The following is a 20,514-nucleotide window of genomic DNA, read 5'->3' on the forward strand; positions in this document are numbered from 1 at the left end:
CGAATGACCACACAGGGCCTCCTTTTCAGCAGAGCATTCTTTAACCTGCAGGCCTTCTGGGTCGAACGCGTCAACGAACTTGCGCACATCGATCGCCTCACCGCATGGCACGACTGGACCAGCATGGCGGCGCTGGTGAACTCCGATGGGTGGAATGCGATCGATGATGCCGTGCGCAACGGCGATCCGGCCGAAGCAGCGCACCGATCGTGGCTTGGCCTGCGAGCGACGTTAGGACCGTCGCAGCATGGGTGCTTCTGGTACGACGTCGAAGACGACGGTCACCAAATCCGCCTGCATTTCGCCAACCGCGAGGGACCAGGCGCCCTAGGTCCCACCCGACATGCAACCCGTTGGGCCGAACTAACCAGCGCTCTGAATGACGCACGCAGAGTTGCACCACAAGCCCTACGACTCCGAGGCGGTTCCTGGCTGTACCACCTTCCCGACTACCGGGCGCTCTTTCCAGGTAGCTTTCTGGCACAAGCAGTTGCTGCGGACTCTCGACGTGAAGTTGGACAATTGGCCTTATGGGGACAATTCGTCAGTGGCGATGGTGAGCTGTACCAACCGCGGACCGACCAATTCGTTCACGCTTGCACGGAGGCCACCGACGTCGACCAGCTCATCGCAGCATTTCCGCTGCAGAAACTGGACGTGGTTGGGTCGCTCGATGAGGTTCTCGGCTGGCTGAGCCGGCCGTGAGCCCGAGTCAGCCGTTGTGGACGAAACCCAGTTCGTTGCCGTCTGGGTCCGCGATGGTGAACTTCCGCGTTCCGTACGGCGTATCGAACAGCGGCTCGACAATCACGGCTCGGTCGCGGACCTCGTTCCAGAGGGCGTCCGGATCGTCGACGGTGAAATTGAACCGGCCGCCCCGACCATCGGCCTCCATCACCGCGAACGTCGCACCGGCGTCCGTCTTGAAATGCGCGTAGTTCGGCGCGTCCGGCGGCCAGTACGACTCCACCTCGAAGCCTAGAACAGTCGTGTACCACCCGATCGCGGCGTTCAGGTCCTTCACGTTCGCGCGAACATGCTCAAGCCTCGTCCCAGCCATGCCCCGAGCCTGCCACAGCTGCGGTTAGGCCAGCCAGGCGGCGTAGAAGATGCCTAGGCCTGCCGCGACGAAGATGCCGGCGATGATCCAGAAGCGGATGACTACGGTGACCTCTTGCCAGCCGAGGTGTTCGAAGTGGTGGTGGATCGGGGTGATGCGGAAGATGCGACGGCCTGTCCCGGTGAGTCGTCTCGTCAGCTTGAAGACACTCATCTGCAGGAGGACGGACAGAGTCTCGAGTACGAACAGTCCGCCGATGACGGCCATCAGGAGCTCGGTGCGCGACATGATCGCCAGCCCGGCCAAGGCGCCGCCGATGGCGAGGGAGCCGACGTCGCCCATGATGATTCGTGCGGGTTTGGCGTTCCACCAGAGGAAACCGACGCAGGCCGCGGCGATGGCGGCCGAGAAGACCGCGAGGTCGAGAGGGTCACGTACTTGGTAGCACTGCGACTCGACCACGGTGGGCCGCGAGGAGTCGCACAGCTGGTTGTTCTGCCAGACATTCACGATGGTGTACGCGCCGAAGATCAACGCCGAGGAGCCGGCGAGCAGCCCGTCGGCGCCATCGGTGAGGTTGGCGCCGTTCGAGGTCGCGGCGACGATGAACCAGATCACCAGCAGGACCACGACCAGCGGCAACTTGATCCCGAAGTCGTGAGTGAAGGAGATGTACTGCGACGCCGGCCTGACACCATGCCCGTTGGCGAAGAACTGCGTGGCCAGGACCCCGAAGACCAGCGCGATCAGGGTCTGACCCGCCATCTTCGCGCGACTGCTCAGACCCTGGTTGTTCTGGGTGTAGACCTTGATGAAGTCGTCGAGGAACCCGACTGCCCCGCAGCCGAGGAAGAGCAACATCAGCAGCCAAGCACTGGCACTCGGCCGCCCACCGGTCACGAATGTCGCGACCAGGTACGCGGCGGCGGCGCTCAGCAGGATGACGAGCCCGCCCATGGTCGGCGTACCACGCTTGACGTGATGTGTCGTCGGTCCGTCGTGCCTGATCGGCTGACCGAAGCCGTGCCGGGTGAACCACCCGATCGCGACCCGCGTCCCCAGCAGCGCGCAGACCACCGCCAGCGTGCCGCTCAGGAGTATTGCCCGCACAACATTCAGCCCCTCTCGGCCACTCGGATGGTCGATCCCTTCGAGGCATGAGGGACTCGTCTCGCCGCCCCCGCTGACTCACGAGAACAAGGCAAGTCGGTCCAACATAGCGAAGACGCGGGTCCCGGCCGGTCGCCGGGTTGCGGGGGCCGAGGAGCATCCCCGCGTACGGCGACTCGGCGGCATGGCGGATCTGGACCCGTCGCGGAGTCGCCGGGTTGCGGGGCCGAGGAGCCTCTTCGCGGGCGGCGTAGGCGATCTGGGATCTAGTCGCGGGCGTACGCCATACCGCTGTCTACAGGTCGAGGGTGTAGAGGCTGAAGGTTAGGGGGGTTCCGTCTGGGTGTTTGTCTCGGTTGGAGGGGAAGTCTCGGATGTAGGTGAAGCCGGCCTTCTGGGCGACGTGGACGGATGCGGTGTTTTCCGGTTCTACGCGGATGGCGGCTCGGGTTCCGACCTTGTCGGTTCGGAGGACGTCGCAGAGGAGGCGGACGGCCTCGACGGCGAGGCCTTGGCCGCGGGCCCAGGGGTGGATCGAGTACGCCAGGGCCACGTCGCCAGGGTCGAGGCCGTCGTCGAGATCGGGCGTGTAGTCGACATATCCACACAGCCGACCGGACGTCCAGATCCCGAACCCGCGCTTGCCGGTCCCCGTATCAGCGTTTTTCGCGAGCCACGCAAAGTATTCGATCGTCCCCTCGACGTCGCCGTACCCTCCGGTCAACCAGCGAACGGTGAGTTCGTCTTCGGCGGCGCAGTGCGCTTCCGCGTCTGCCGCCGTCAGGGATCTGAGTTCAACCGTCACGTGGCGGACGGTACGACGGAGGGATCCGCACGTCCATCTGTTTACGCGGATACTCGATTGCCCGCTCAGGACGGCTGCGGTTGAGTGGGGTCGTGTCTGAGACCACGCGACAGAACGGTCGGTACTGGGAAGCCATCGCCGGGCATCGCCTGGGTGAGCCGGTGGAGTACCTCCGTTCGGGTGGTGAGGTCATCAGTGCGAAGGAGTTGGCAGTCATCGGCCCGGTTGCTGGGCGACGGTTTCTCCAGGTGGCGGCCTCTGTGGGTGATGCCGCGTTGAGCGTGGCGCTGCAGGGGGCCGAGGCCGTGGCGGTCGATATCGCGCCGAGTCACGTCGAGACGGGAAGAGCGAAGGCTGCAGAGCTGGGTGTCGACGTCGAGTATCACGTGGGCGACATGACGGCTTTGCCCAGTGACCTAACCGGGTTCGACACGATCTACATCTCGTGGGGCGGCCTTTGCTGGGTGCCTGACCTGCGTGCGTGGGTGGCGGATATGGCGAGACGGCTCACGGCTGGAGGGCGTCTGGTCATCGTCGAGCATCATCCGGCGTGGGAGGTTCTGTCGGTGGTCGGGCCGGATCGGCTGACGCTTTCCGCGAGCTATTTCGAGCAGAAATGGATCGGCGAGCGCGACCTGGCCAAGGAACCACAGGTCGTCAAAGAACTCGGCCTGGACGTGCAGCCTCATCGCGCGTTCGTCTGGAACCTCGGAGACGTTGTTTCCGCATTCCTTTACGCCGGTCTCGTCGTGGTGGCATTGCAGGAGTTTCAGAATGACGAGATGTACGCCGGTTTCACCCACGGTCATCATCTTCCGGCCACGTACATTGCCGCAGCAGAAAGACCTCGCACCTAACTCAGCAGATCGAAGTGGCGCAGGACGCGTTCGGCCACCTCGTGTGGGCTGAGCGCGCTCGTGTCGATCACCAATTCGTCCAGGTTCGCGGCGTCAAGGCGAGTAGCGATTTCGTCGCAGCGCTCTAGGTGCCACTCCAAGGCCGAGCTTTGGCTGGCGCTGTACCGGCCTCGCAATCGCTTCCTGGTGATATCGGCATTCGCGGTGAGACGAACCATTCGGATCGGGAGTTTAACCGCGGCCGCGTAGCGCTCTCGTGCGGCTTCGGTCGAAACCACGCCACTGATGACCAACTGACGTGGGCCGGCCGACTGATAATTCTTCCAGACTGCGGCGATGTTGTGAGCTTCGATCAGCGCATTATCCGGATCGGCAGGCGGCCAGGACCGATGGAACCAATCCACATCCATCAGGCTGAACGGCGTACCGGCGTTCGCGAGCAGATCCCCGACATGGTCGAGGGCGGACGATTTACCGACTCCATATCCGCCGTTCAGGAAGATCGCGTACGCCACGCCGAGCACCCTACGTCTCGAGGTAGGCCAAGGCTTTCGTGACGCAGTCGGCGAGCGGTTGGGTTGTGTCGAGGTGAAGGTACGTGTCCGGGCGCTTCATGTTCGCGATCCCGTCCGCGAAGAAGGCCGCACCGGGCCGCTCGCCGGCGGCCGGCAGATCGACCGGCGGTGCTTCGACGGACGGCCGTTGGCTGCGCATCGTGGGGCGGGACCGTAGGCGCTTGTCGAGCAGGCCGATGTCGTTGGCGACGCACTCGATGTAGCGGTAAGGCACGCCGTGTTTGGCCGCGATGGCCTGGCCGTCCGCGAGGAGTTCGTCGTAGAAGCATGGGCTGTCGATGATGACGCCGAGACCCTGCGCCAGTACGTCGTCGGCCATCGCCTTGACGACGCCGTAGCTGGCGACGCGGGCCGTGGTGAGGTCGCCGGCGGTCTCCATCATCGCGGTCAGTACGACGTCGCGGTCCAGCGCGACGAGTCGACGGTGGCGAACGAGCTCGCGAGCAATGGTGGACTTGCCCGCTCCCGGTACGCCCGACATCTGCACAAAGACGATGTCACCCATGCGGCTCCCATCCGATGAACGCGTGTGTACGGCGGGAAACCCTAGCAACCCCAGGTCCGGCGGGACCTGGGGTTGCTGCTGCGTTCCCGACTACTGAACTACGCGGTAGTCGATGAAGACGTAGCCGCTGGGTGACGTCGTACTGCTGAGCGTCTCGACCCGGATCGGCGGCAGCTCGTCGAACAGCCGTTGACCCTTACCGACGGTCGTCGGCGCGATCACGAGCCTGAGCTCGTCCACGAGGCCGGCCGCAAGCAGCGCCTGGGTGACGGAGATGCTGCCGTGTACGCCGATGTCGCCGCCCGGCTGGCTCTTGAGTTGCCGGACGAAGTCGACCAGCCCGCCCTCGATCGCGTGCGAGTTGGCCCACTCCAGCTCGAGCGGCGTCGAGGTCGCGACGTACTTGGGAGCCGCGTTGACGAACGAGGCGAACGGCTCGATGTCGCTACCCGGCCAGAACGGAGCCCATTCGTCGTACGTACGACGCCCGAGAATGACCGCGTCCTGGGTCTCGATCAGCTCGGCACCGCGAGCATCGATCTCGTCATCCCACCCAGTCATGAACTGATCGGCACCCTCAGCCACCCCATCAAGCGACAAGAAATAGGCAGCAACAACCTTCCGCCCACCCTCGCCAACCGCAGACTCACTCTGATTCGACATGGTGATACCCCTTCAGTCTCAACTTCCTGATCACCCCTACGTCGAACAACCCCCACCCACCTCGACACTAACTCCGAAAATCTTCCACTCGCCAGACCTGCGCTCCACCTCACTCCGCCGAGGGTGCTGCCCGGCCGCCGGCTGACGGATAAGTGTTTGGCTGGTGGAGGGTGGGGGGGGCAGACTCGGGGGTTGTGGAGGATGGGGCGTTGAGGAATGGGCGGTATCCGCGGGCTGGTGGGTATTCGGGGCGGTGGATGGTTGATGGGGCTATGGGGCCCAATCCTGTGTGGCAGGCGGAGGCGCTGGCTGAGGGCATGGGGCTTGAGGCTGGGATGCGGGTGCTTGATCTGGGGTGTGGGTCTGCGCTGAGCTCGATTTTTCTGGCCAAGGAGTTCGGGGTTGAGGTGTGGGCGACTGATCTGTGGGTCAAGCCTGACGAGAATCTGCGTCGCGTGGTCGAGGCTGGGGTGGAGGGGCGGGTTCACCCGATCTACGCCGAGGCTCATGCGTTGCCGTTCGCCGCGGAGTTCTTCGATGCGCTGGTCAGTGTTGGCGCGTACCACTACTTCGGGACCGACGACCTCTATCTCGGGTACTTCTCGCGGTTCGTGAAGCCTGGCGGTCAGATCGGGATTGTGCAGCCCGGTCTTGCCGAGGAGTACGAGACGCTGCCGCCGCCGCATCTCGCGCCGTACTGGATGTGGGACTTCTGCGCGTGGCACAGCCCGGCCTGGTGGCGGCGGCACTGGGAGAAGACCGGCCTGGTCACCGTCGAGGTCGCCGATCGACTGCCGGACGGGTGGCGAGACTGGCTGCAATGGAACGAAGTCTGCGACCAAGACAGCGGTACGCCGGGGACCGAAGCGGAAATGCTCCGCACCGACGCCGGCCGGACCCTCGGCTTCACCCGAGTCATCGCCCACCGCAACAGCTAGGCCCGCTGCGGTGTCTGTCGCCCTCAAGCGCCGACCGCCAGGCCATCACAATCGCCACCGAACGCAGACCCCACGCCTGAGGGGAAGCCGACCGACGGGTTGTGATGGCCTGGCGCTCCGGGCCTACGCCCCGGTCCGTCCGGGTAGTTGCTTGCGGAGCAACGTGATGGTGGTTTCGTAGCGGATGACGGATCCGTCCGGGGCATCCGTGTCCCACGATCCGAGCTCCGTGCCGCTGACGACGTACCCGAGGCGCTCGTACAGGCGTTGAGCCCGTGGACTCGCATCATCCACCCCCAGCTCGGCCAACCGCAGCCCGTGAGCGAGGATCCGCTCCTCCAGAGCCCGGATCAGGATCGTCCCGATCCCACACGACTGGAACGCTTCCACCACCGACAACTGATTCAGCGTCGCGCCGCCAACCGGCTTCAGGTAGTCGACCGCCCCGAACCCCACCGCCGTACATCGCCAGGTAGTCACCTTCGACCACCTGAACGCATTCCAGGATTTTCGGCTCTGTGAATTGCAAGTGCGGGGGTTGTATCCGAACGGCATGATCGTGCGGGTGGGTGTTGAGGAGGTTTTGACGGGTGGGAATGTGGCGGGGCGGGTTGTTCGGGTGGGGGATACGGTGCGGAAGCCGCCGTTGCCGCAGACGGCGGGGGTTGAGGCTGTGTTGAGGCATCTGGAGGAGGCCGGGTTCGAGGGCGCGCCTCGGACGTTCGGGCGGGATGAGCAGGGGCGGCATGTTCTTGAGTACATACCGGGGGCCCTGGCTGACACGTTGCCGCCGCTGGATCTGGATGAGTTGCGTCGGGTTGGGCGGTTGATTCGGGAGTTCCATGACGTGATGGAGAGCTTCCGGCCGCCGGCGGATGTCGGGTGGAACGAGTTGGTCCCGGACCCCGCGGGCGGTGACCTGATCTGCCACAACGATCTCGCGCCGTGGAACCTCGTCCGCAACGATCAGCGCTGGGTCTTCATCGACTGGGACAACGCCGGACCCACGTCGCGACTGTGGGATCTCGGCTACGCGGCCACGGGATTCCTGCCGTTCGTAGCGAGCGGCGACGTACAGGTCGATGGCCCGAGGCTGCGTGCGTTGGCCGACGGGTACGGGCTCGACCTCGAACAACGCAGAGCGTTCCCGGAGCGGATCGCGGCCCGAACGCGGGGATCGTACGAGTTGCTCGTCCGTGGTCACGAGACCGGCGAACAACCGTGGGCACGGCACTACGCGGAGGGTCACGCCGACTACTGGGGACCGGCCGCCGCGTACGTCGAAGAACACCACGACACGTGGGTCGCCGCGCTGGACTGACCTCCTCGCACGCCAGGATTGCCCGGTACCGCACCGGGAGGAGACCACGATGGAGCGCGTCACGAAGCCGGCCAAGCTGCTGGGCGCGTCACTGGTCCTCGCCGCGATCCTGGTCGCCGGCCTGGCGTCCGGAATCGGCCTGAACTGGCCGTTCAGGATCGACGGAACACAGGACCTGAACGTCGCGTACGCCGTACTCGCAGTCTGGCTCCTGATCTACTTCGGCCTGGCGATCGCCGTTCTCCTGGATGCGGCCCGGCTGGCCCGGCGGGGTGATCTCGAAACCCTGCAGGACTCGGCGAACTTCGTGAAGGTCGTCGCCATCCCGTTCTTCGTCTTCAACTTCATCGCGCTGACCGAAGCCGTGACGGTCACGGGCGCCAATGACGAGCTGCGGCTCGGTCTCAGCGGGTTCCTCGCCGCGTTGCTGTTCGTCGCGCTGACGTACGTCGTGTTCCTGCCGACCTCGGCGTACGGCGTCGCCTGTCTCGCCGTGATGCGGAAGAACGACCAGATCGGGCCTATCTTCTACGGCATCAATCTGGTCCTGCACTTTCTGTTCGTCGTCGACGTCTTCAGCTCGATCGTGATGGTCGAGGTGGCCCGAGACCGCATCGGGACAAGACGCCCGCCGGGGCCGCTGCTGACCAACCTGATGGCCGGCGTCCTCACCGTGTGCTCGGCGTTCGCCCTCGTGTGGCTGGTCTGCCTGGCGCTGGTGTTCTGGCTCCACGTCGACGCGAGTCTGCTCTCCTACGTGCTGTACTACCTCGGCTTCGCGACGCCGCTGGCGTTCCTCGCGCTCGCACTCGTCCCAGTCGTCCCCTTGATCACCTTCCGGACGGCTGTGCGGCTCTTCCTCGGCGACGACCTCGACGGACTCCGGCAGTCGGCCCGCACGGTGAAGCTCAGCCTGATCCCGCTGTTCCTGCAGAACTTCGTCCTCGGCGCCACCATCGTTCTCGTCTGGACGCTCCTGCCGGTCGCCATCACCCGCGGTGCGCTGTTGTTCATGGGCCCCTGGGGAGTCGCGTTCGTCGGAGCCACCGCCGCCAGCGCCCTGATCCCCGCGGTCGTCGGCACCTACCTGATGATGCTGCCGACCTCGATCTACGGGGTCACTTGCCTCGTCCTGATGCTCCGCCGCCACGTCATCAGCCCACGCTTCTGCGCGCTCCACATCGTCCTGCAGTTCATCTTCGTCGCCGACATCATCAGCACGCTCGTCGTCGCCCACCGAGCCCGAAAGGTGCTGACAGCAACGACCCCCGTCCTGGCCTCAGTGTGACCCGGCGGCTCTGGTCAGGAACTTCAGGGGGATCTCGGCACGGGTGCTGAGCTCGATCGGGTCGGCGTGCGGGATCAGGCGAGCCCACGAGACGAGCCGATGCACATTCACCAGCGCCTCGGTCACCGCGAGGTCCTTGCGCAGCACCTGCAGATCAACGCCGAGGTGATCGCGCCACTCTGCCAGGTAGGCGTCGTACAGCGCCTCGCGATCGGCCGGAGGCAGTGGCGCGCCGGTCCAGTCGACCACGGACTCGAGGAAGCCGTGCAACGAGACGAACGGGTGACCCCAGATCGCGTTGCCGAAGTCGAAGAACCGCGGCCGCAGCGCACCGGATGACCGGTCGGCAAAGATGTTCGCGGCGTACACGTCATTGAGCTCCAGATCGAGCGGGACGCAGGAGCTGAGAGATGCCGTACGTCGATCCAGTACGGCGGCAGCGCGCTCAGCCCGTCGCAGTACGTCGGACGAGAGCCGCAACGGATGATCGGGCGGCAACCCCGCCCACTCCCGAGCGATAGCGCGCATTCGGTCGCCGGCCGCGCCGGGCGTGAGCACAAGCATTCCGGCTGCCTTCACGCGACCGAGGAGCGAGCACTGCAGACGAGCCAACGCCCGTACGACGATGCACCGCGTCGGCTGATCAGCGACGTCCGGATGGGTAAGCGTTGTGCCGTGGTCGTCGGTCAGCAGCCAGCCGCGTTCGCGATCCACGGCCAGCGGCACGATCACGTCGTACGGCGCAATCCGCGCCAGCGTCGCGACCAGCGCGGCCTCGAACCGATGCCCTGGATTGTTCTCCTTGAACCAGACCAGCCCTTCGGCAGACGGATAGCACCGGACCACAGACCAAAACCTCGTCCGATACGTGACCGCCGCGCCGGTGATCCGCCGCCCCCGCTCAGCAAGCCGGCAGGCGACCCAACCGTCCACCTCCTGAGTCCACTCCGTCGAGGTCCACCACCGAACCCATTGACCACCACGATCCGGCCCCAACGGCCGAGGCTCCGGAAGCTGCATGTCCGCCAAGCTAGCGGCCGGGTCCGACAACCCGAGGTCATTCGGTGAGCGCTGGGAGCCAGGAGTGATCGGGGAACCGGGGAGCAATGTGGGCACGGAGCCATTCACGTTGGACCGGCGACAGGAGCGGGGAGACGCCGGCGAAGTCGGCGTCGTCTTTCGGGCGGGAGTTGCGGGACTTGAAGAGGAGAACGATCTCCGGGGCCAGGTACGGGAGGCCCGCGGGTGAGGTGAGGGTGACTTCGGCGAGCGGCTTGCGGACGGTGCCGCGGCCGCGGTGGTAGACCCAGTCGTCCTGGTCGGAGGCCGCCAGGAGGATCTGGATGGGAGCCGGGTGATCGGCGTCGGGGAAGACGAGGGCGTGCGGGCCGGGCGCGAGTTGTTCGGCTGGCAGCCAGGTACGGCGTTCGCCCGTCTCCGGATGTTCGACGAGCGGACGCGTGCTGGAGAAGGTCTGGGACAGCTGGTCGAGATCACGGGCGAGCACGAGTACGTCGACGTCGTCGTGCGGGCGCAGTACGCGATCGGCGAACAGATCGAGCGCCCACCCGCCGGCCACCCAGTAAGGACAGGGGTACTCACGGAAGAGATCGCGGACCGCGGTCAGAGCCGGCGTTCGGTCGGCTGAGCTCATGCGGTGGCTCCGTTCTGAAGGCTGGCTGAAGGTCGGTGGCCAGGGTGGTCGGGAAACTGACAACTACCTGGGGGTTGAGATGAATCGCAAGCGGATTGTCGTCATCGCCATCGCGTTGGGGCTGGTGGGGGTTGCGGGTGGGGTTGCGTACGCCGTGGTGCCGGACGATCAAGGGGTGATCAAGGCCTGCTACAAGAGCGGCGGGCTGCTGCAGGAGAAGGGTGCGCTGCGGGTTTCCGACGACGGGACGTGCAAGTCGAACGAGGTCGCCCTCAGCTGGAACCAGACCGGCCCGGCCGGGCTCACCTGGCGCGGCGAGTGGGCGGCGGGGACGAAGTACAAGCCGCGTGACGCGGTCGCGTTCCAGGGCTCGAGCTATGTAGCGATCTTCGGTACGACGGGAAGCCAGCCGCCCAACGCCAACTGGATGCTGCTCGCGGGCAAGGGCGACCCCGGCACCGTCGGCGCCACCGGCCCGAAGGGCGACCAAGGCGACCAGGGCGTGCAAGGTCAGCCGGGCCTCAAGGGAGACAAAGGCGATACCGGACCGCAAGGCGCACCGGGGATTTCGGGCGTATCCGTTGCGCGGGAGCAAGGCACCAAGAACGTCAGCTCGCCCGCGGACATCGTTTCGCTGACGCTCGGCACCGGAACCTACGTCGTGCAGTCCAAGGCCATCGTCCTCAACAGCGATGACGCCGCATGGTCGATCGGCAGCTGCATCCTCGGTCTCGGTGACGCTGCCGAGTGGGCGTTCGTCGACGAGAAGACGCAGGGAACCACGGTGAGCACCTTGGACACGGTCACCGTCAGCGGAAGTCGCACCATCACCATGAACTGCTCCTCGGGAGTCAACGACGTCAACATCTCGTACGCCGTCATCGTCGCGTCGCGGGTGGGGTCAGTGTCCTGAGGTGAGGAGGTCCTGGGCGGCGGCGTGGATCTTGGTGAGGGCTTGGAGTAGGTGCCGGCGTTCGGCCGTGGTGAGGGTGGCGGTGAGCTGGGATTCGAGGTGCTCGCGTTCGGCCTCGATGGGTTGCTGAAGGGCTCGGCCAGCGGGGGTGAGCCAGAGGCGGACCAGGCGGTTGTCGCGGGGGTCGGGGCGGCGTTCGAGGAGGCCGGCCCCGGCCAGGCGGGTGGCCAGCTTGGTGACGGCCGGCGTGGTGACATTCACGGCCGCGGCGATCTCGCCAGGGGTCCGGCCGTCCTCGGACCACAGGGCAGCGAGCAGGTGGTCCTGACCCAGTCGCAGACCGTGCCGTTGGACGGCGGCCTCCGCGGCCATCCGGAGCACCTTCGACGTCTTGCTGTGCAGCTCCAGGAACTCAGGCATGAAACTCCCGATTGACGAGTAGATCATTTACCGGTTAACGTTCCGAGGAGATCATTAACCGGTAAAGGAGTCTCCCATGCTACTCATCACCGGCGCCACCGGTCGCGTCGGCCGCGCCCTGGTCGACGAGCTGGATCGCCGCGGCGCCGACTTCCGCGTCCTGCTCCGCACCCCACGCGCCGACCTACCCACGAGCGCCCAGCAAGTCATCGGCGACCTCGACCGGCCGATCGACCTCGAAGGCGTCGACAAGCTCTTCCTTCTCGCCCCCGGCATCGGCCTCGACCACACCACCAACGTCCTCACGACCGCCCGCGGCACGCAACTGCGGCACATCGTCCTGCTCTCGTCGTACGCCGTCCTGGGCGAACCGATCCCCGCCATGGGCCGCTGGCACCACGAGCGCGAGCAACTGATCCGGCACAGCGGCATCCCGGCGACCTTCCTCCGGCCGACCGGTTTCATGAGCAACGCGCTCGACTGGCTGCCGACGATCCGGACCGGCGGCTACGTGCTGGATCCGATCGGCCCCGGCCGTACCGCACCCATCGATCCGGCCGACATCGCGGCGGTCGCGGCGACTGTCCTCACCGAGGAGGGCCACGAGAAACACGAATACACGCTGTCCGGCGGCGAGACCTTCACTCTCGCCGAGCAGGTCGCGATCCTGGGCGAAGCGATCGGCCGCGACCTCGAGCTCCGCCCGGTCGAGACCCCGGAGGATGCGGTCCGGTTCCGCTATCCCGACGGCGCCCCGCCCGCGCTGGCCGCCGCGATGATCGAAGGCCTGAAGCTCATGCGCACCGACACAGTCGGTCTACGCACAGACGCCGTACGACGGATCACCGGCGAAGACCCGCGGACGTTCAAGGCCTGGTGCGAGGACAACGCTGCAGCCTTCGGATGAAGTACAGCGGCGGTCTCCCGAAGAACCGGAAGACCGCCGCTGTGGACGAGGATCCCTCCGTCAGGGCTGAGGAGGGTGGTGGAAGTAGCTCCGCAGTGCCCACCTTCAGGGCGTGGTGAGTACTGCGCAGCCGCCTAGTTGGCCTCTTTCGTGGCCCAGTAATGCCATTGCGGGGATGCGACGGGGGAGCGGGTCAAGCCGTCCGGCCAGGTAGCCGGGAGGTCGTGACTCCGCGCCGCGTACAGGATCACCTCCGATGCGGTTCGGTCGCCGCGAACGGCGACCCGTGCGGCGGTTTCGGCGCGCATGTCGTTGAGGTAGTGGATGGCGGGCAGGAACTCGGCGCTCAGCCGTGGGCTGAGGCGGCCGACCGGTTCGTCGTCCAGCCGGATCTCGACCACGACCCGGGGCCTGTCCTGGATGCCGTCCTCTTCCTCGAGCGCATGCATGGTGGCGTAGGCCCAGCACTCGCCTTCCGCCCGGAAGAACGGAGCGAGTACGTCGGGATGGACCTCACTGCCCGGTACGACGATGCCGCTGCCGGGCGGTAGCAGGTGATAGCTGCCAGGTGGTGGCAGGTTCACCGGGACGAGCATGTGCGGCTGCCCGAGCGCCACGGCAACACTGGCGTGGAACTCGGTACTGTGGTCGCCTTTGCCGTCCCAGTCCGCCGGCTCCCACTCACTGACCCACAGGTGGCACGGGACCTGCGGTTGCAGGCCTTGCGCCACCAACTCTGACAACACCGGGTGGTACCGGTGTGCGTCGTCCCTCGGCAGATAGCCGACAACCTTCCCCTGCACCAGTACGGCGATCGATCGGGGATCGAAACGGTTGCGCGGTTCCGGGACCAGGTCCGCATCGGTGTCCAGGTCTGCGCCACGCGCTGGGATGGGGTCGGGAAACAGGCTACGGATCGCCTGCTCGTGCGGAGCCTCCCGCACGACCTCCTGACCACACCACAGGGCGTCTCCCCACAGACTGAACGGAATCAGTTCCATCCTGCCCTCCAGCCTCTGTTGACCGGCTTTACTCGGCTCATCCCGACCAGGGCCCTGATCGTTACACCGAGTGAGCGTATGAAAACTAGACTGCCCAGTGAAAGGCCGTTTCACGCATGGTGCAAGAGTCTGATGCGCAACAGGTATCCCACCGTCCGTAGTGTGGACGGCGTTCGTCTTGGGCAGCGAGCGAAACTGCGAAGATCGTGCAAATGCACGGGAAGGAAGCTCATGCAGGGCAGTAGGTCAGTCGTTGGTTCGACCACTTTTCCGAGTCCCGGGGAGGCCGTCGGTCCGGCGATCGTCGAGGCCGAGATCGAGGCCGCGGTCGAGCGATTGAACGGCGTCGCCGTACGCACGCCGTTACAACGCAACCTCCGCCTCTCCGAGCGCACCGGCGCCCAGGTATGGCTGAAGCGCGAGGACCTGCAGATCGGCCGCTCCTACAAGCTCCGCGGTGCCTACAACCTGATCGCCCAGCTCGACGACGCGGCGAAGGCGGCCGGCGTCGTCTGCGCGAGCGCGGGCAACCACGGCCAGGGACTCGCGTACTCGTGTCACGTCCTCGGCGTCCAGGGCAAGGTCTACGTGCCACGGACGACGCCACGCCAGAAGCGGGACCGGATCGCGGCGCTCGGCGGCAAGCAGGTGCAGCTCATCGTCACCGGTGATACGTACGACGATGCAGCGGCCGCGGCGTACCGGGAGGTCGAGGCGAGCGGCGCGACGATGGTGCCCGCGTTCGACGACCTCCGGACGGTGGCCGGCCAAGGGACGCTGGCCGTCGAGATCATCGAGCAGCTCGGCCAGGCGCCCGACGTACTGGTGGTTCCGGTCGGCGGTGGTGGGCTGGTCGCGGGGGTCGCGACGTGGGTGCGGCGACGGCACCCCGGCGTACGGATCGTCGGCGTGGAGCCGGCCGGTGCGGCGAGCATGATGGCGGCGTTGGAAGCCGGTGCGCCGGTGACGTTGCCGGCCCTGGACAGTTTTGTGGACGGCGCGGCCGTACGGCGAGTCGGCGACGTGACGTTGCCGTTGGTGGCCGCGGCGGGCGTCGAGATGATGTCGATCCCCGAGGGTCTGGTGTGCTCGGAGATGCTCGAGCTGTACCAGATCGACGGCCTGATCGCCGAGCCCGCCGGCGCCCTGTCAACAGGTGCCCTGGGCAACGGTCTGTCCGTGCAGCCCGGTGAGACGGTCGTTTGCCTGCTGTCCGGCGGGAACAACGACGTCAGCCGGTACGGCGAGATCCTCGAACGCTCACTGGTCCACGAGGGGTTGAAGCACTACTTCCTGGTGACGTTCCCGCAGGAGCCTGGTGCGCTGCGGCAGTTCCTGGACGAGGCACTCGGGCCGGACGACGACATCGCGCTGTTCGAGTACGTGAAACGCAACAACCGCGAGACCGGCGTCGCGCTCGTCGGCATCGAGATCAGCCGCTCGAGCGATCTCGACGGCCTCCTCGCCCGCATGGACGCGGCTCCGCTCGACATCGAACGCATCAACCCCAACTCCCCCGAATTCAGGTACCTCATCTGAAGGTGGCGTGCAGATCGACAGACACCCCTGGAGATAAGGGTGTCAGTCGAGCTGCACGTCAGACCAGGCCTCGGCGGGCGGCCCAGACGATGGCTTCGATCGCAGTGCTGAAGCCGAGGCGGTCGCAGATCATCCGGGTGCGGCGGCGGACGGTTCGTTCGGACAGCTCGAGTCGGCGGGCGACCGCGTCGACCGGCAGGCCGGTCGCGAGGAGGCGAAGGAGTTGCAGGTCGTCGTGGCTGATCTCGCGGGGCGAGACTCTGCGCGGGAGAGGGCGGAGTTCCTGGACGGTCATTGCAGATCACCTGTTTCCGAACATTCGGGACTCGGCGGCGTCCCAGTCGGCCGGTTTGCCCTGCGGGTCGTAGCGCCGCAGGTGATGGGTGGACCGGACCAGGGCGCGCATCGCGCTCAAATCCGGGAGGGGCTCGCCGAGCGCGCGAGCTTGAACCAGCACGTTGCCCAGCGCGGAGGCCTCGACCGGCCCGGCCAGCACAGGGATCGCACAAGCGTCGGCGGTCAACTGGCAGAGGAGTTCGTTCTGCGAGCCACCGCCGATGACGTGCAGTACGTCGACCTCCCGGTCCGCGATCGACTGGGCCTCGCGGAGGGTACGGCGATACGCGAGCGCGAGGCTCTCCAGGATGCAGCGGACCATGGCCGCCCGTGACTGTGGTGGCTCCTGACCGGTCTTCCGGCAGTGCTCATTGATCCGCTCCGGCATGTTGCCGGGGGCAAGGAACTCACCGGCGTCCGGATCGATGAGTACGGCGAACGGCGGCGAGCCGGCCGCCGCCCGCAGCAACGCCGGCAGATCGTCGTCAGCCCAGACCCGCTGGCATTCCTGCAGAATCCACAGGCCCATCACATTCCGGAGGAACCGGATCGTGCCGTCGACCCCGCCTTCGTTGGTGAAGTTGGCCTCCCGAGCCTCGTCCGTGAGCACCGGTGCGGCGAGCTCGAGCCCGACGAGCGACCACGTGCCGGACGAGATGTACGCGAACCGCTCATCAGTAGCCGGTACGGCGACCACCGACGAGGCCGTGTCATGTGAGCCGACCGCGATCACCGGCGTACCCGGAACCAGTCCCGTCTCGTCCCCCAACACTGTCCCGATCACGTCGCCCGCCTCACGCAAGAGCGGGAACACCCGGCGCGGAAGCCCGACCCGGGCGATCAGGTCATCACTCCAGTCCTTCGCGACCACGTCGTACAGCTGGGTGGTCGACGCGTTCGTCCGCTCGGCTCCGATCTCCCCGGTGAGCCAGAACGCCAGCAGGTCAGGGATCATCAGCAACGTCGCGGCTTCACCGAGCGGCCCGGACGCCAACTGGTAGATCGTGTTGAACGGCAACTGCTGCAAACCCGTTGCTGCAAAGAGATCCCGGGCCGGCACCTTTGCTAGCACCCGTTCCATCACGCCGTCGGTGCGGGAGTCCCTGTAGTGGACGGGATTGCCCAGCAGGCGACCGTCCTGGTCGAGCAGACCGTAGTCGACCGCCCAGGAATCAATCCCCAAGCTGTCGATCGGACCGGCCGCTCGGATGCCGTCGAGCATCGACCGGTAGAGATGCAGAACATCCCAGTGGAGTCGCCCGTTGAGGCGGACCGGACCGTTCCAGAAGCGGTTGACCTCGGACAGCTGCAGTACGTCGGCACCCACCATGCCGAGCATCACTCGCCCACTCGACGCGCCCAGATCCACCGCCGCGACGCGCTTCATGGTGAGACTCCCTGCAACCGCTCCATAGCCAGACCCCTAGCGCAGGAACGCGGCGGCGACGCCGGCGTCGACGGGGATGTGGAGGCCGGTCGTGTGGGTCAGATCGCCGGCGGTCAAAGCGAAGACGGCCGCGGCCACGTGCTCCGGGAGTACCTCTCGCTTGAGCAGCGTGCGCTGCGCGTAGAACGCACCCAGCTCAGACTCGGGTACGCCGTACACGGCGGCACGCTGTGCTCCCCAGCCCTTGGCAAAGATCCCGGACCCTCGGACGACACCGTCCGGGTTGATCCCGTTGACCCGGATGCCGTACTCGCCGAGCTCGGCCGCGAGCAGCCGGACCTGGTGGGCCTGGTCGGCCTTGGCCGCGCCGTACGCGACGTTGTTGGGACCGGCGAAGACCGAGTTCTTGCTGGAGATGTAGATGATGTCGCCGCCCAGGCCCTGGTCGATCAGCACCTTCGCGGCCGTCCGCGACACCAGGAACGAACCCTTCGCCATCACCTCGTGCTGCAGATCCCAGTCGCGTTCCGTTGTCTCCAGCAACGACTTCGAGATCGACAACCCGGCGTTGTTGACGATCAGGTCGACGCCGCCAAAGGCCAGCACCGCTTGGCGAAACGCCTCCTCGACCGCGGCGCCGGACGACACATCGGTGCCCACGGCAACGGCCGCATCGGACGAACCGATCTCTTTCGCCACCGCCTCGGCCGCGGCCAGATCCAGGTCGGCCACGACCACGCAGGCGCCCTCGGCCGCGAGCCGCAGCGCGATCGCCTTGCCGATCCCCGACCCACCGCCGGTCACAAGTGCGACCCGGGTAGCCAGCGGCTTCGGCTTCGGCATCCGCTGCAGCTTGGCCTCCTCCAGCGCCCAGTACTCGATCCGGAACTTCTCCCGCTCGTCGATCGGCGCGTACGTCGACACCGCCTCGGCGCCGCGCATCACATTGATCGCGTTCACGTAGAACTCGCCGGCCACCCGAGCGGTCTGCTTGTCCTTGCCGAAGCTGAACATGCCGACCCCGGGCACGAGCACGATCGCCGGATCAGCACCCCGCATCGCCGGACTGTCCGCGTCCGCGTGCCGGTTGTAGTAGCTCACGTACTCGTCGCGGTACGCCGCGTGCAGTTCCTTCAACCGTGCGATCGCGTCCTCCAGCGGCGCCGACGCCGGTAGGTCGAGCACGAGCGGCCGCACCTTGGTTCGCAGGAAGTGGTCGGGGCACGAGGTGCCGAGCGCCGCCAGCGGGGCGAGTTTCTCCCGGGCGGTGAATTCGAGCACGACGTCGGAATCCGTGAAGTGCCCGACCTGGGGCTTGTCCGTCGAGGCGAGTCCCCGGATCACCGGTGCCAGCGCGGCTGCCCGGGCGCGTCTGGCGTCCTCGGGCAGCGCCTCGAACCCGGGCACCACCGCGCCGAAGGGTTCAGCGGATCCACGCTCGGCCAGGAAGGCTTCCGCCGTACGGATGATCTCCAGGGAGTTGGCCTCGCACTCGGCCGAGGTGTTGCCCCACGCGGTGATGCCGTGACCGCCCAGGATGCAGCCGATCGCGGCCGGGTTCTCGCGCTTGACCGCCGCGATGTCCAGACCGAGCTGGAATCCGGGCCGCCGCCACGGCACCCACACCACTCGCTCGCCGAAGCACTCCGCGGTCAACTTCTCGCCGTCGGCGGCGGTCGCGAGCGCGATCCCGGAGTCCGGGTGCAGGTGGTCGACGTGCGGCGCGTCGACCAGGCCGTGCATCGCCGTGTCGATCGAGGGTGCCGCGCCGCCCTTGCCGTGCAGGCAGTAGTCGAAGGCGGCAACCATCTCGTCCTCGCGGTCGACGCCCGGGTACACGTCGACCAGCGAGTTCAGCCGGTCCAGCCGCAGCACCGCCAGGCCCTTCTCGGTCAGCGTGCCCAGGTCGCCTCCGGATCCCTTCACCCACAGGAGATCCACGGGTTGCTGCGTGACCGGATCGGTGACCGTTCCCTTCGCCGAGGTGTTCCCGCCGGCGTAGTTGGTGTTGCGCGGATCGGCGCCGAGTCTGTTGCTTCGGGCAACGAGATCGGCCGCGGTGTCGCTCACTATGCTCCCCATCCAGCCTGCTGGCCGTCGGCTCGGTCCTTGGTGATCTGTTCGAAGTAACCGCTGCGCTGGTAGGCCGCGACCGGGTCCGGGTCGAGTCCCTGCGCCGCACGCAATTCAGCGAGCAGCGGACGGACATCGGTGTTGTAGGCATCCATGAGCGCCGCGTTGGCGCCCAGTACGTCGCCTGTCTGCTGCGCTGTCCGCAAAGCGTCGCGGTCGACGAGCAGGGCCTTCGCGGTCGCCTCCTGGACGTTCATCACCGAGCGGATGATCGCGGGGATCTTGGCCTCGATGTTGTGGCACTGGTCGAGCATGAACGCGATCCCGCGGTCCGGGTCGAGCGCGTCGCCGCGGACGATCTCGTTCATGATCCGGAACAGCTGGAACGGATCCGCCGCCCCGACCATCAGGTCGTCGTCGGCGTAGAACCGGCTGTTGAAGTCGAACGCACCGAGCTTCTTCGCCCGCAGCAGGAACGCGACGATGAACTCGATGTTCGTCCCGGGGGCGTGGTGCCCGGTGTCGATGCAGACCGTTGCCTTCGGCCCCAGCTCGAGACAGTGGGCGTACGACGTACCCCAATCGGGCACGTCCGTGGTGTAGAAGGCCGGCTCGAACAGCTTGTACTCCAGCAGCATCCGCTGGTCGTCGCCAAGCCGGTCGTACACCTCCTTCAACGCCGTGGCCAGCCGATCCTGCCGATCCTGGATGTCGTCCTGACCTGGGTAGTTCGTCCCGTCGGAGAACCAGAGCTTCAGGTCACGGGACCCGGTCGCGTCCATGATGTCGACGCATTCGAGCAGGTGGTCGGTGGCCTTGCGCCGTACGGCGGGATCCGGGTTGGTGACGCTGCCGAGCTTGTAGTCGTCGTCCTGGAAGACGTTGCTGTTGATCGCGCCCAGGCGGACGCCCTGCTCCTTCGCGTACGCCGAGAGTGCCGCATAGTCGTCCACCTTGTCCCAGGGGATGTGCAGCGCGACGCTCGGCGCGACCCCGGTGTACTTGTGGACGACCGCCGCGTCGGCGATCTTCTCCTCCGGCGAACGCGGCACACCTGGCTGGGTGAACACCTTGAACCGCGTGCCGGAGTTGCCGAACGCCCAGGAGGGCAGCTCGATCTCCTGGCGGCTCAGCGCGGCCTTCACGGCTTCGGTCGTCATAT

23 protein-coding genes are annotated in these 20,514 nt (G+C 66.5%); 8 read left to right on the plus strand and 15 right to left on the minus strand.

Annotated features, from left to right (window positions below; genetic code table 11):
* Positions 1-3 precede the first annotated feature (3 nt).
* Positions 4-705: a hypothetical protein gene (locus tag ACWF4Z_RS31680; protein WP_452246847.1), complete on the plus strand. Its 702-nt coding sequence runs from the start codon at positions 4-6 to the stop codon at positions 703-705.
* A gap of 7 nt (positions 706-712) precedes the next feature.
* Here ACWF4Z_RS31680 and ACWF4Z_RS31685 read toward each other — a convergent pair whose 3' ends face one another.
* The 3 genes from ACWF4Z_RS31685 to ACWF4Z_RS31695 all read right to left on the minus strand — a co-directional run bounded on the left by ACWF4Z_RS31685 (position 713) and on the right by ACWF4Z_RS31695 (position 2,975).
* On the minus strand, positions 713-1,060 hold the full coding sequence (locus tag ACWF4Z_RS31685; protein WP_452246848.1) for a VOC family protein: 348 nt from the start codon (positions 1,058-1,060) through the stop codon (positions 713-715).
* 24 nt (positions 1,061-1,084) lie between these two features.
* Complete coding sequence (gene mraY / locus ACWF4Z_RS31690; RefSeq protein ID WP_452246849.1) at positions 1,085-2,170, minus strand: phospho-N-acetylmuramoyl-pentapeptide-transferase; 1,086 nt, start codon at positions 2,168-2,170, stop codon at positions 1,085-1,087.
* Positions 2,171-2,465: 295 nt separating this feature from the next.
* Positions 2,466-2,975, minus strand: a complete 510-nt coding sequence (locus ACWF4Z_RS31695) for a GNAT family N-acetyltransferase (RefSeq protein ID WP_452246850.1) — start codon at positions 2,973-2,975, stop codon at positions 2,466-2,468.
* A 92-nt stretch (positions 2,976-3,067) separates the two neighbouring features.
* On the opposite strand from ACWF4Z_RS31695, the gene ACWF4Z_RS31700 reads away from it, so the two are divergent.
* On the plus strand, positions 3,068-3,832 hold the full coding sequence (locus ACWF4Z_RS31700; protein WP_452246851.1) for a class I SAM-dependent methyltransferase: 765 nt from the start codon (positions 3,068-3,070) through the stop codon (positions 3,830-3,832).
* On the opposite strand, the gene ACWF4Z_RS31705 is transcribed toward ACWF4Z_RS31700, so the two are convergent.
* The 3 genes from ACWF4Z_RS31705 to ACWF4Z_RS31715 all read right to left on the minus strand — a co-directional run bounded on the left by ACWF4Z_RS31705 (position 3,829) and on the right by ACWF4Z_RS31715 (position 5,575).
* Positions 3,829-4,347, minus strand: coding sequence for a hypothetical protein (locus tag ACWF4Z_RS31705; protein WP_452246852.1), 519 nt, complete (start codon positions 4,345-4,347; stop codon positions 3,829-3,831). The genes ACWF4Z_RS31700 and ACWF4Z_RS31705 overlap by 4 nt on opposite strands.
* Positions 4,348-4,357: 10 nt before the next feature.
* On the minus strand, positions 4,358-4,912 hold the full coding sequence (locus ACWF4Z_RS31710) for an AAA family ATPase (protein WP_452246853.1): 555 nt from the start codon (positions 4,910-4,912) through the stop codon (positions 4,358-4,360).
* 90 nt (positions 4,913-5,002) lie between these two features.
* Positions 5,003-5,575 carry a dihydrofolate reductase family protein gene (locus ACWF4Z_RS31715; RefSeq protein WP_452246854.1) on the minus strand — a complete coding sequence of 191 codons (573 nt, stop codon included), beginning with the start codon at positions 5,573-5,575 and terminating at the stop codon, positions 5,003-5,005.
* Between the two features lie 317 nt (positions 5,576-5,892).
* On the opposite strand from ACWF4Z_RS31715, the gene ACWF4Z_RS31720 reads away from it, so the two are divergent.
* On the plus strand, positions 5,893-6,513 hold the full coding sequence (locus tag ACWF4Z_RS31720) for an SAM-dependent methyltransferase (RefSeq protein WP_452246855.1): 621 nt from the start codon (positions 5,893-5,895) through the stop codon (positions 6,511-6,513).
* Between the two features lie 123 nt (positions 6,514-6,636).
* Here the strand turns inward: ACWF4Z_RS31720 and ACWF4Z_RS31725 are convergent, their stop codons facing one another.
* On the minus strand, positions 6,637-6,993 hold the full coding sequence (locus ACWF4Z_RS31725) for a GNAT family N-acetyltransferase (protein ID WP_452246856.1): 357 nt from the start codon (positions 6,991-6,993) through the stop codon (positions 6,637-6,639).
* Positions 6,994-7,186: 193 nt separating this feature from the next.
* Here ACWF4Z_RS31725 and ACWF4Z_RS31730 point away from each other — a divergent pair, with 193 nt between their 5' ends.
* Positions 7,187-7,834, plus strand: coding sequence for a phosphotransferase (locus tag ACWF4Z_RS31730; RefSeq protein WP_452246857.1), 648 nt, complete (start codon positions 7,187-7,189; stop codon positions 7,832-7,834).
* A 49-nt stretch (positions 7,835-7,883) separates the two neighbouring features.
* On the plus strand, positions 7,884-9,122 hold the full coding sequence (locus ACWF4Z_RS31735; protein WP_452246858.1) for a hypothetical protein: 1,239 nt from the start codon (positions 7,884-7,886) through the stop codon (positions 9,120-9,122).
* On the opposite strand, the gene ACWF4Z_RS31740 is transcribed toward ACWF4Z_RS31735, so the two are convergent.
* Together ACWF4Z_RS31740 and ACWF4Z_RS31745 are read right to left on the minus strand one after the other, a co-directional pair.
* A complete protein-coding gene (locus tag ACWF4Z_RS31740; protein WP_452246859.1) occupies positions 9,114-10,142 on the minus strand; it encodes a hypothetical protein in 1,029 nt (342 codons plus the stop codon). The two genes, ACWF4Z_RS31735 and ACWF4Z_RS31740, sit on opposite strands and share 9 nt — an antisense overlap.
* A gap of 37 nt (positions 10,143-10,179) precedes the next feature.
* Positions 10,180-10,776, minus strand: a complete 597-nt coding sequence (locus tag ACWF4Z_RS31745) for a nucleotidyltransferase domain-containing protein (protein WP_452246860.1) — start codon at positions 10,774-10,776, stop codon at positions 10,180-10,182.
* 79 nt (positions 10,777-10,855) lie between these two features.
* Between ACWF4Z_RS31745 and ACWF4Z_RS31750 the strand changes: the two genes are divergently transcribed.
* Complete coding sequence (locus ACWF4Z_RS31750; RefSeq protein ID WP_452246861.1) at positions 10,856-11,689, plus strand: collagen-like triple helix repeat-containing protein; 834 nt, start codon at positions 10,856-10,858, stop codon at positions 11,687-11,689.
* On the opposite strand, the gene ACWF4Z_RS31755 is transcribed toward ACWF4Z_RS31750, so the two are convergent.
* Positions 11,678-12,109 carry a MarR family winged helix-turn-helix transcriptional regulator gene (locus ACWF4Z_RS31755; RefSeq protein WP_452246862.1) on the minus strand — a complete coding sequence of 144 codons (432 nt, stop codon included), beginning with the start codon at positions 12,107-12,109 and terminating at the stop codon, positions 11,678-11,680. The genes ACWF4Z_RS31750 and ACWF4Z_RS31755 overlap by 12 nt on opposite strands.
* Before the next feature lie 76 nt (positions 12,110-12,185).
* On the opposite strand from ACWF4Z_RS31755, the gene ACWF4Z_RS31760 reads away from it, so the two are divergent.
* A complete protein-coding gene (locus ACWF4Z_RS31760) occupies positions 12,186-13,016 on the plus strand; it encodes an NAD(P)H-binding protein (protein WP_452246863.1) in 831 nt (276 codons plus the stop codon).
* 134 nt (positions 13,017-13,150) lie between these two features.
* On the opposite strand, the gene ACWF4Z_RS31765 is transcribed toward ACWF4Z_RS31760, so the two are convergent.
* Entirely contained in the window at positions 13,151-14,017 is an 867-nt protein-coding gene (locus ACWF4Z_RS31765) for an HIRAN domain-containing protein (RefSeq protein ID WP_452246864.1), read from the minus strand.
* 231 nt (positions 14,018-14,248) lie between these two features.
* Here ACWF4Z_RS31765 and ilvA point away from each other — a divergent pair, with 231 nt between their 5' ends.
* Entirely contained in the window at positions 14,249-15,556 is a 1,308-nt protein-coding gene (ilvA, locus tag ACWF4Z_RS31770) for a threonine ammonia-lyase IlvA (protein WP_452246865.1), read from the plus strand.
* 58 nt (positions 15,557-15,614) lie between these two features.
* On the opposite strand, the gene ACWF4Z_RS31775 is transcribed toward ilvA, so the two are convergent.
* Genes ACWF4Z_RS31775 through rhaI form a run of 4 tightly spaced genes read right to left on the minus strand, consistent with a single transcriptional unit; the run spans position 15,615 to position 20,512 of the window.
* Positions 15,615-15,851: a LuxR C-terminal-related transcriptional regulator gene (locus ACWF4Z_RS31775; protein ID WP_452246866.1), complete on the minus strand. Its 237-nt coding sequence runs from the start codon at positions 15,849-15,851 to the stop codon at positions 15,615-15,617.
* Positions 15,852-15,857: 6 nt separating this feature from the next.
* On the minus strand, positions 15,858-17,279 hold the full coding sequence (locus ACWF4Z_RS31780) for a rhamnulokinase (RefSeq protein ID WP_452246867.1): 1,422 nt from the start codon (positions 17,277-17,279) through the stop codon (positions 15,858-15,860).
* A gap of 36 nt (positions 17,280-17,315) precedes the next feature.
* The gene (locus ACWF4Z_RS31785; RefSeq protein WP_452246868.1) at positions 17,316-19,361 is read right to left on the minus strand and encodes a bifunctional aldolase/short-chain dehydrogenase; all 2,046 of its coding nucleotides are present in this window, start codon (positions 19,359-19,361) and stop codon (positions 17,316-17,318) included.
* Positions 19,349-20,512, minus strand: coding sequence for an L-rhamnose isomerase (rhaI, locus tag ACWF4Z_RS31790; RefSeq protein ID WP_452246869.1), 1,164 nt, complete (start codon positions 20,510-20,512; stop codon positions 19,349-19,351). Before rhaI ends, ACWF4Z_RS31785 begins: the two co-directional genes overlap by 13 nt.
* Positions 20,513-20,514 lie beyond the last annotated feature (2 nt).

The organism is Kribbella sp. NPDC055071, from assembly GCF_053608045.1.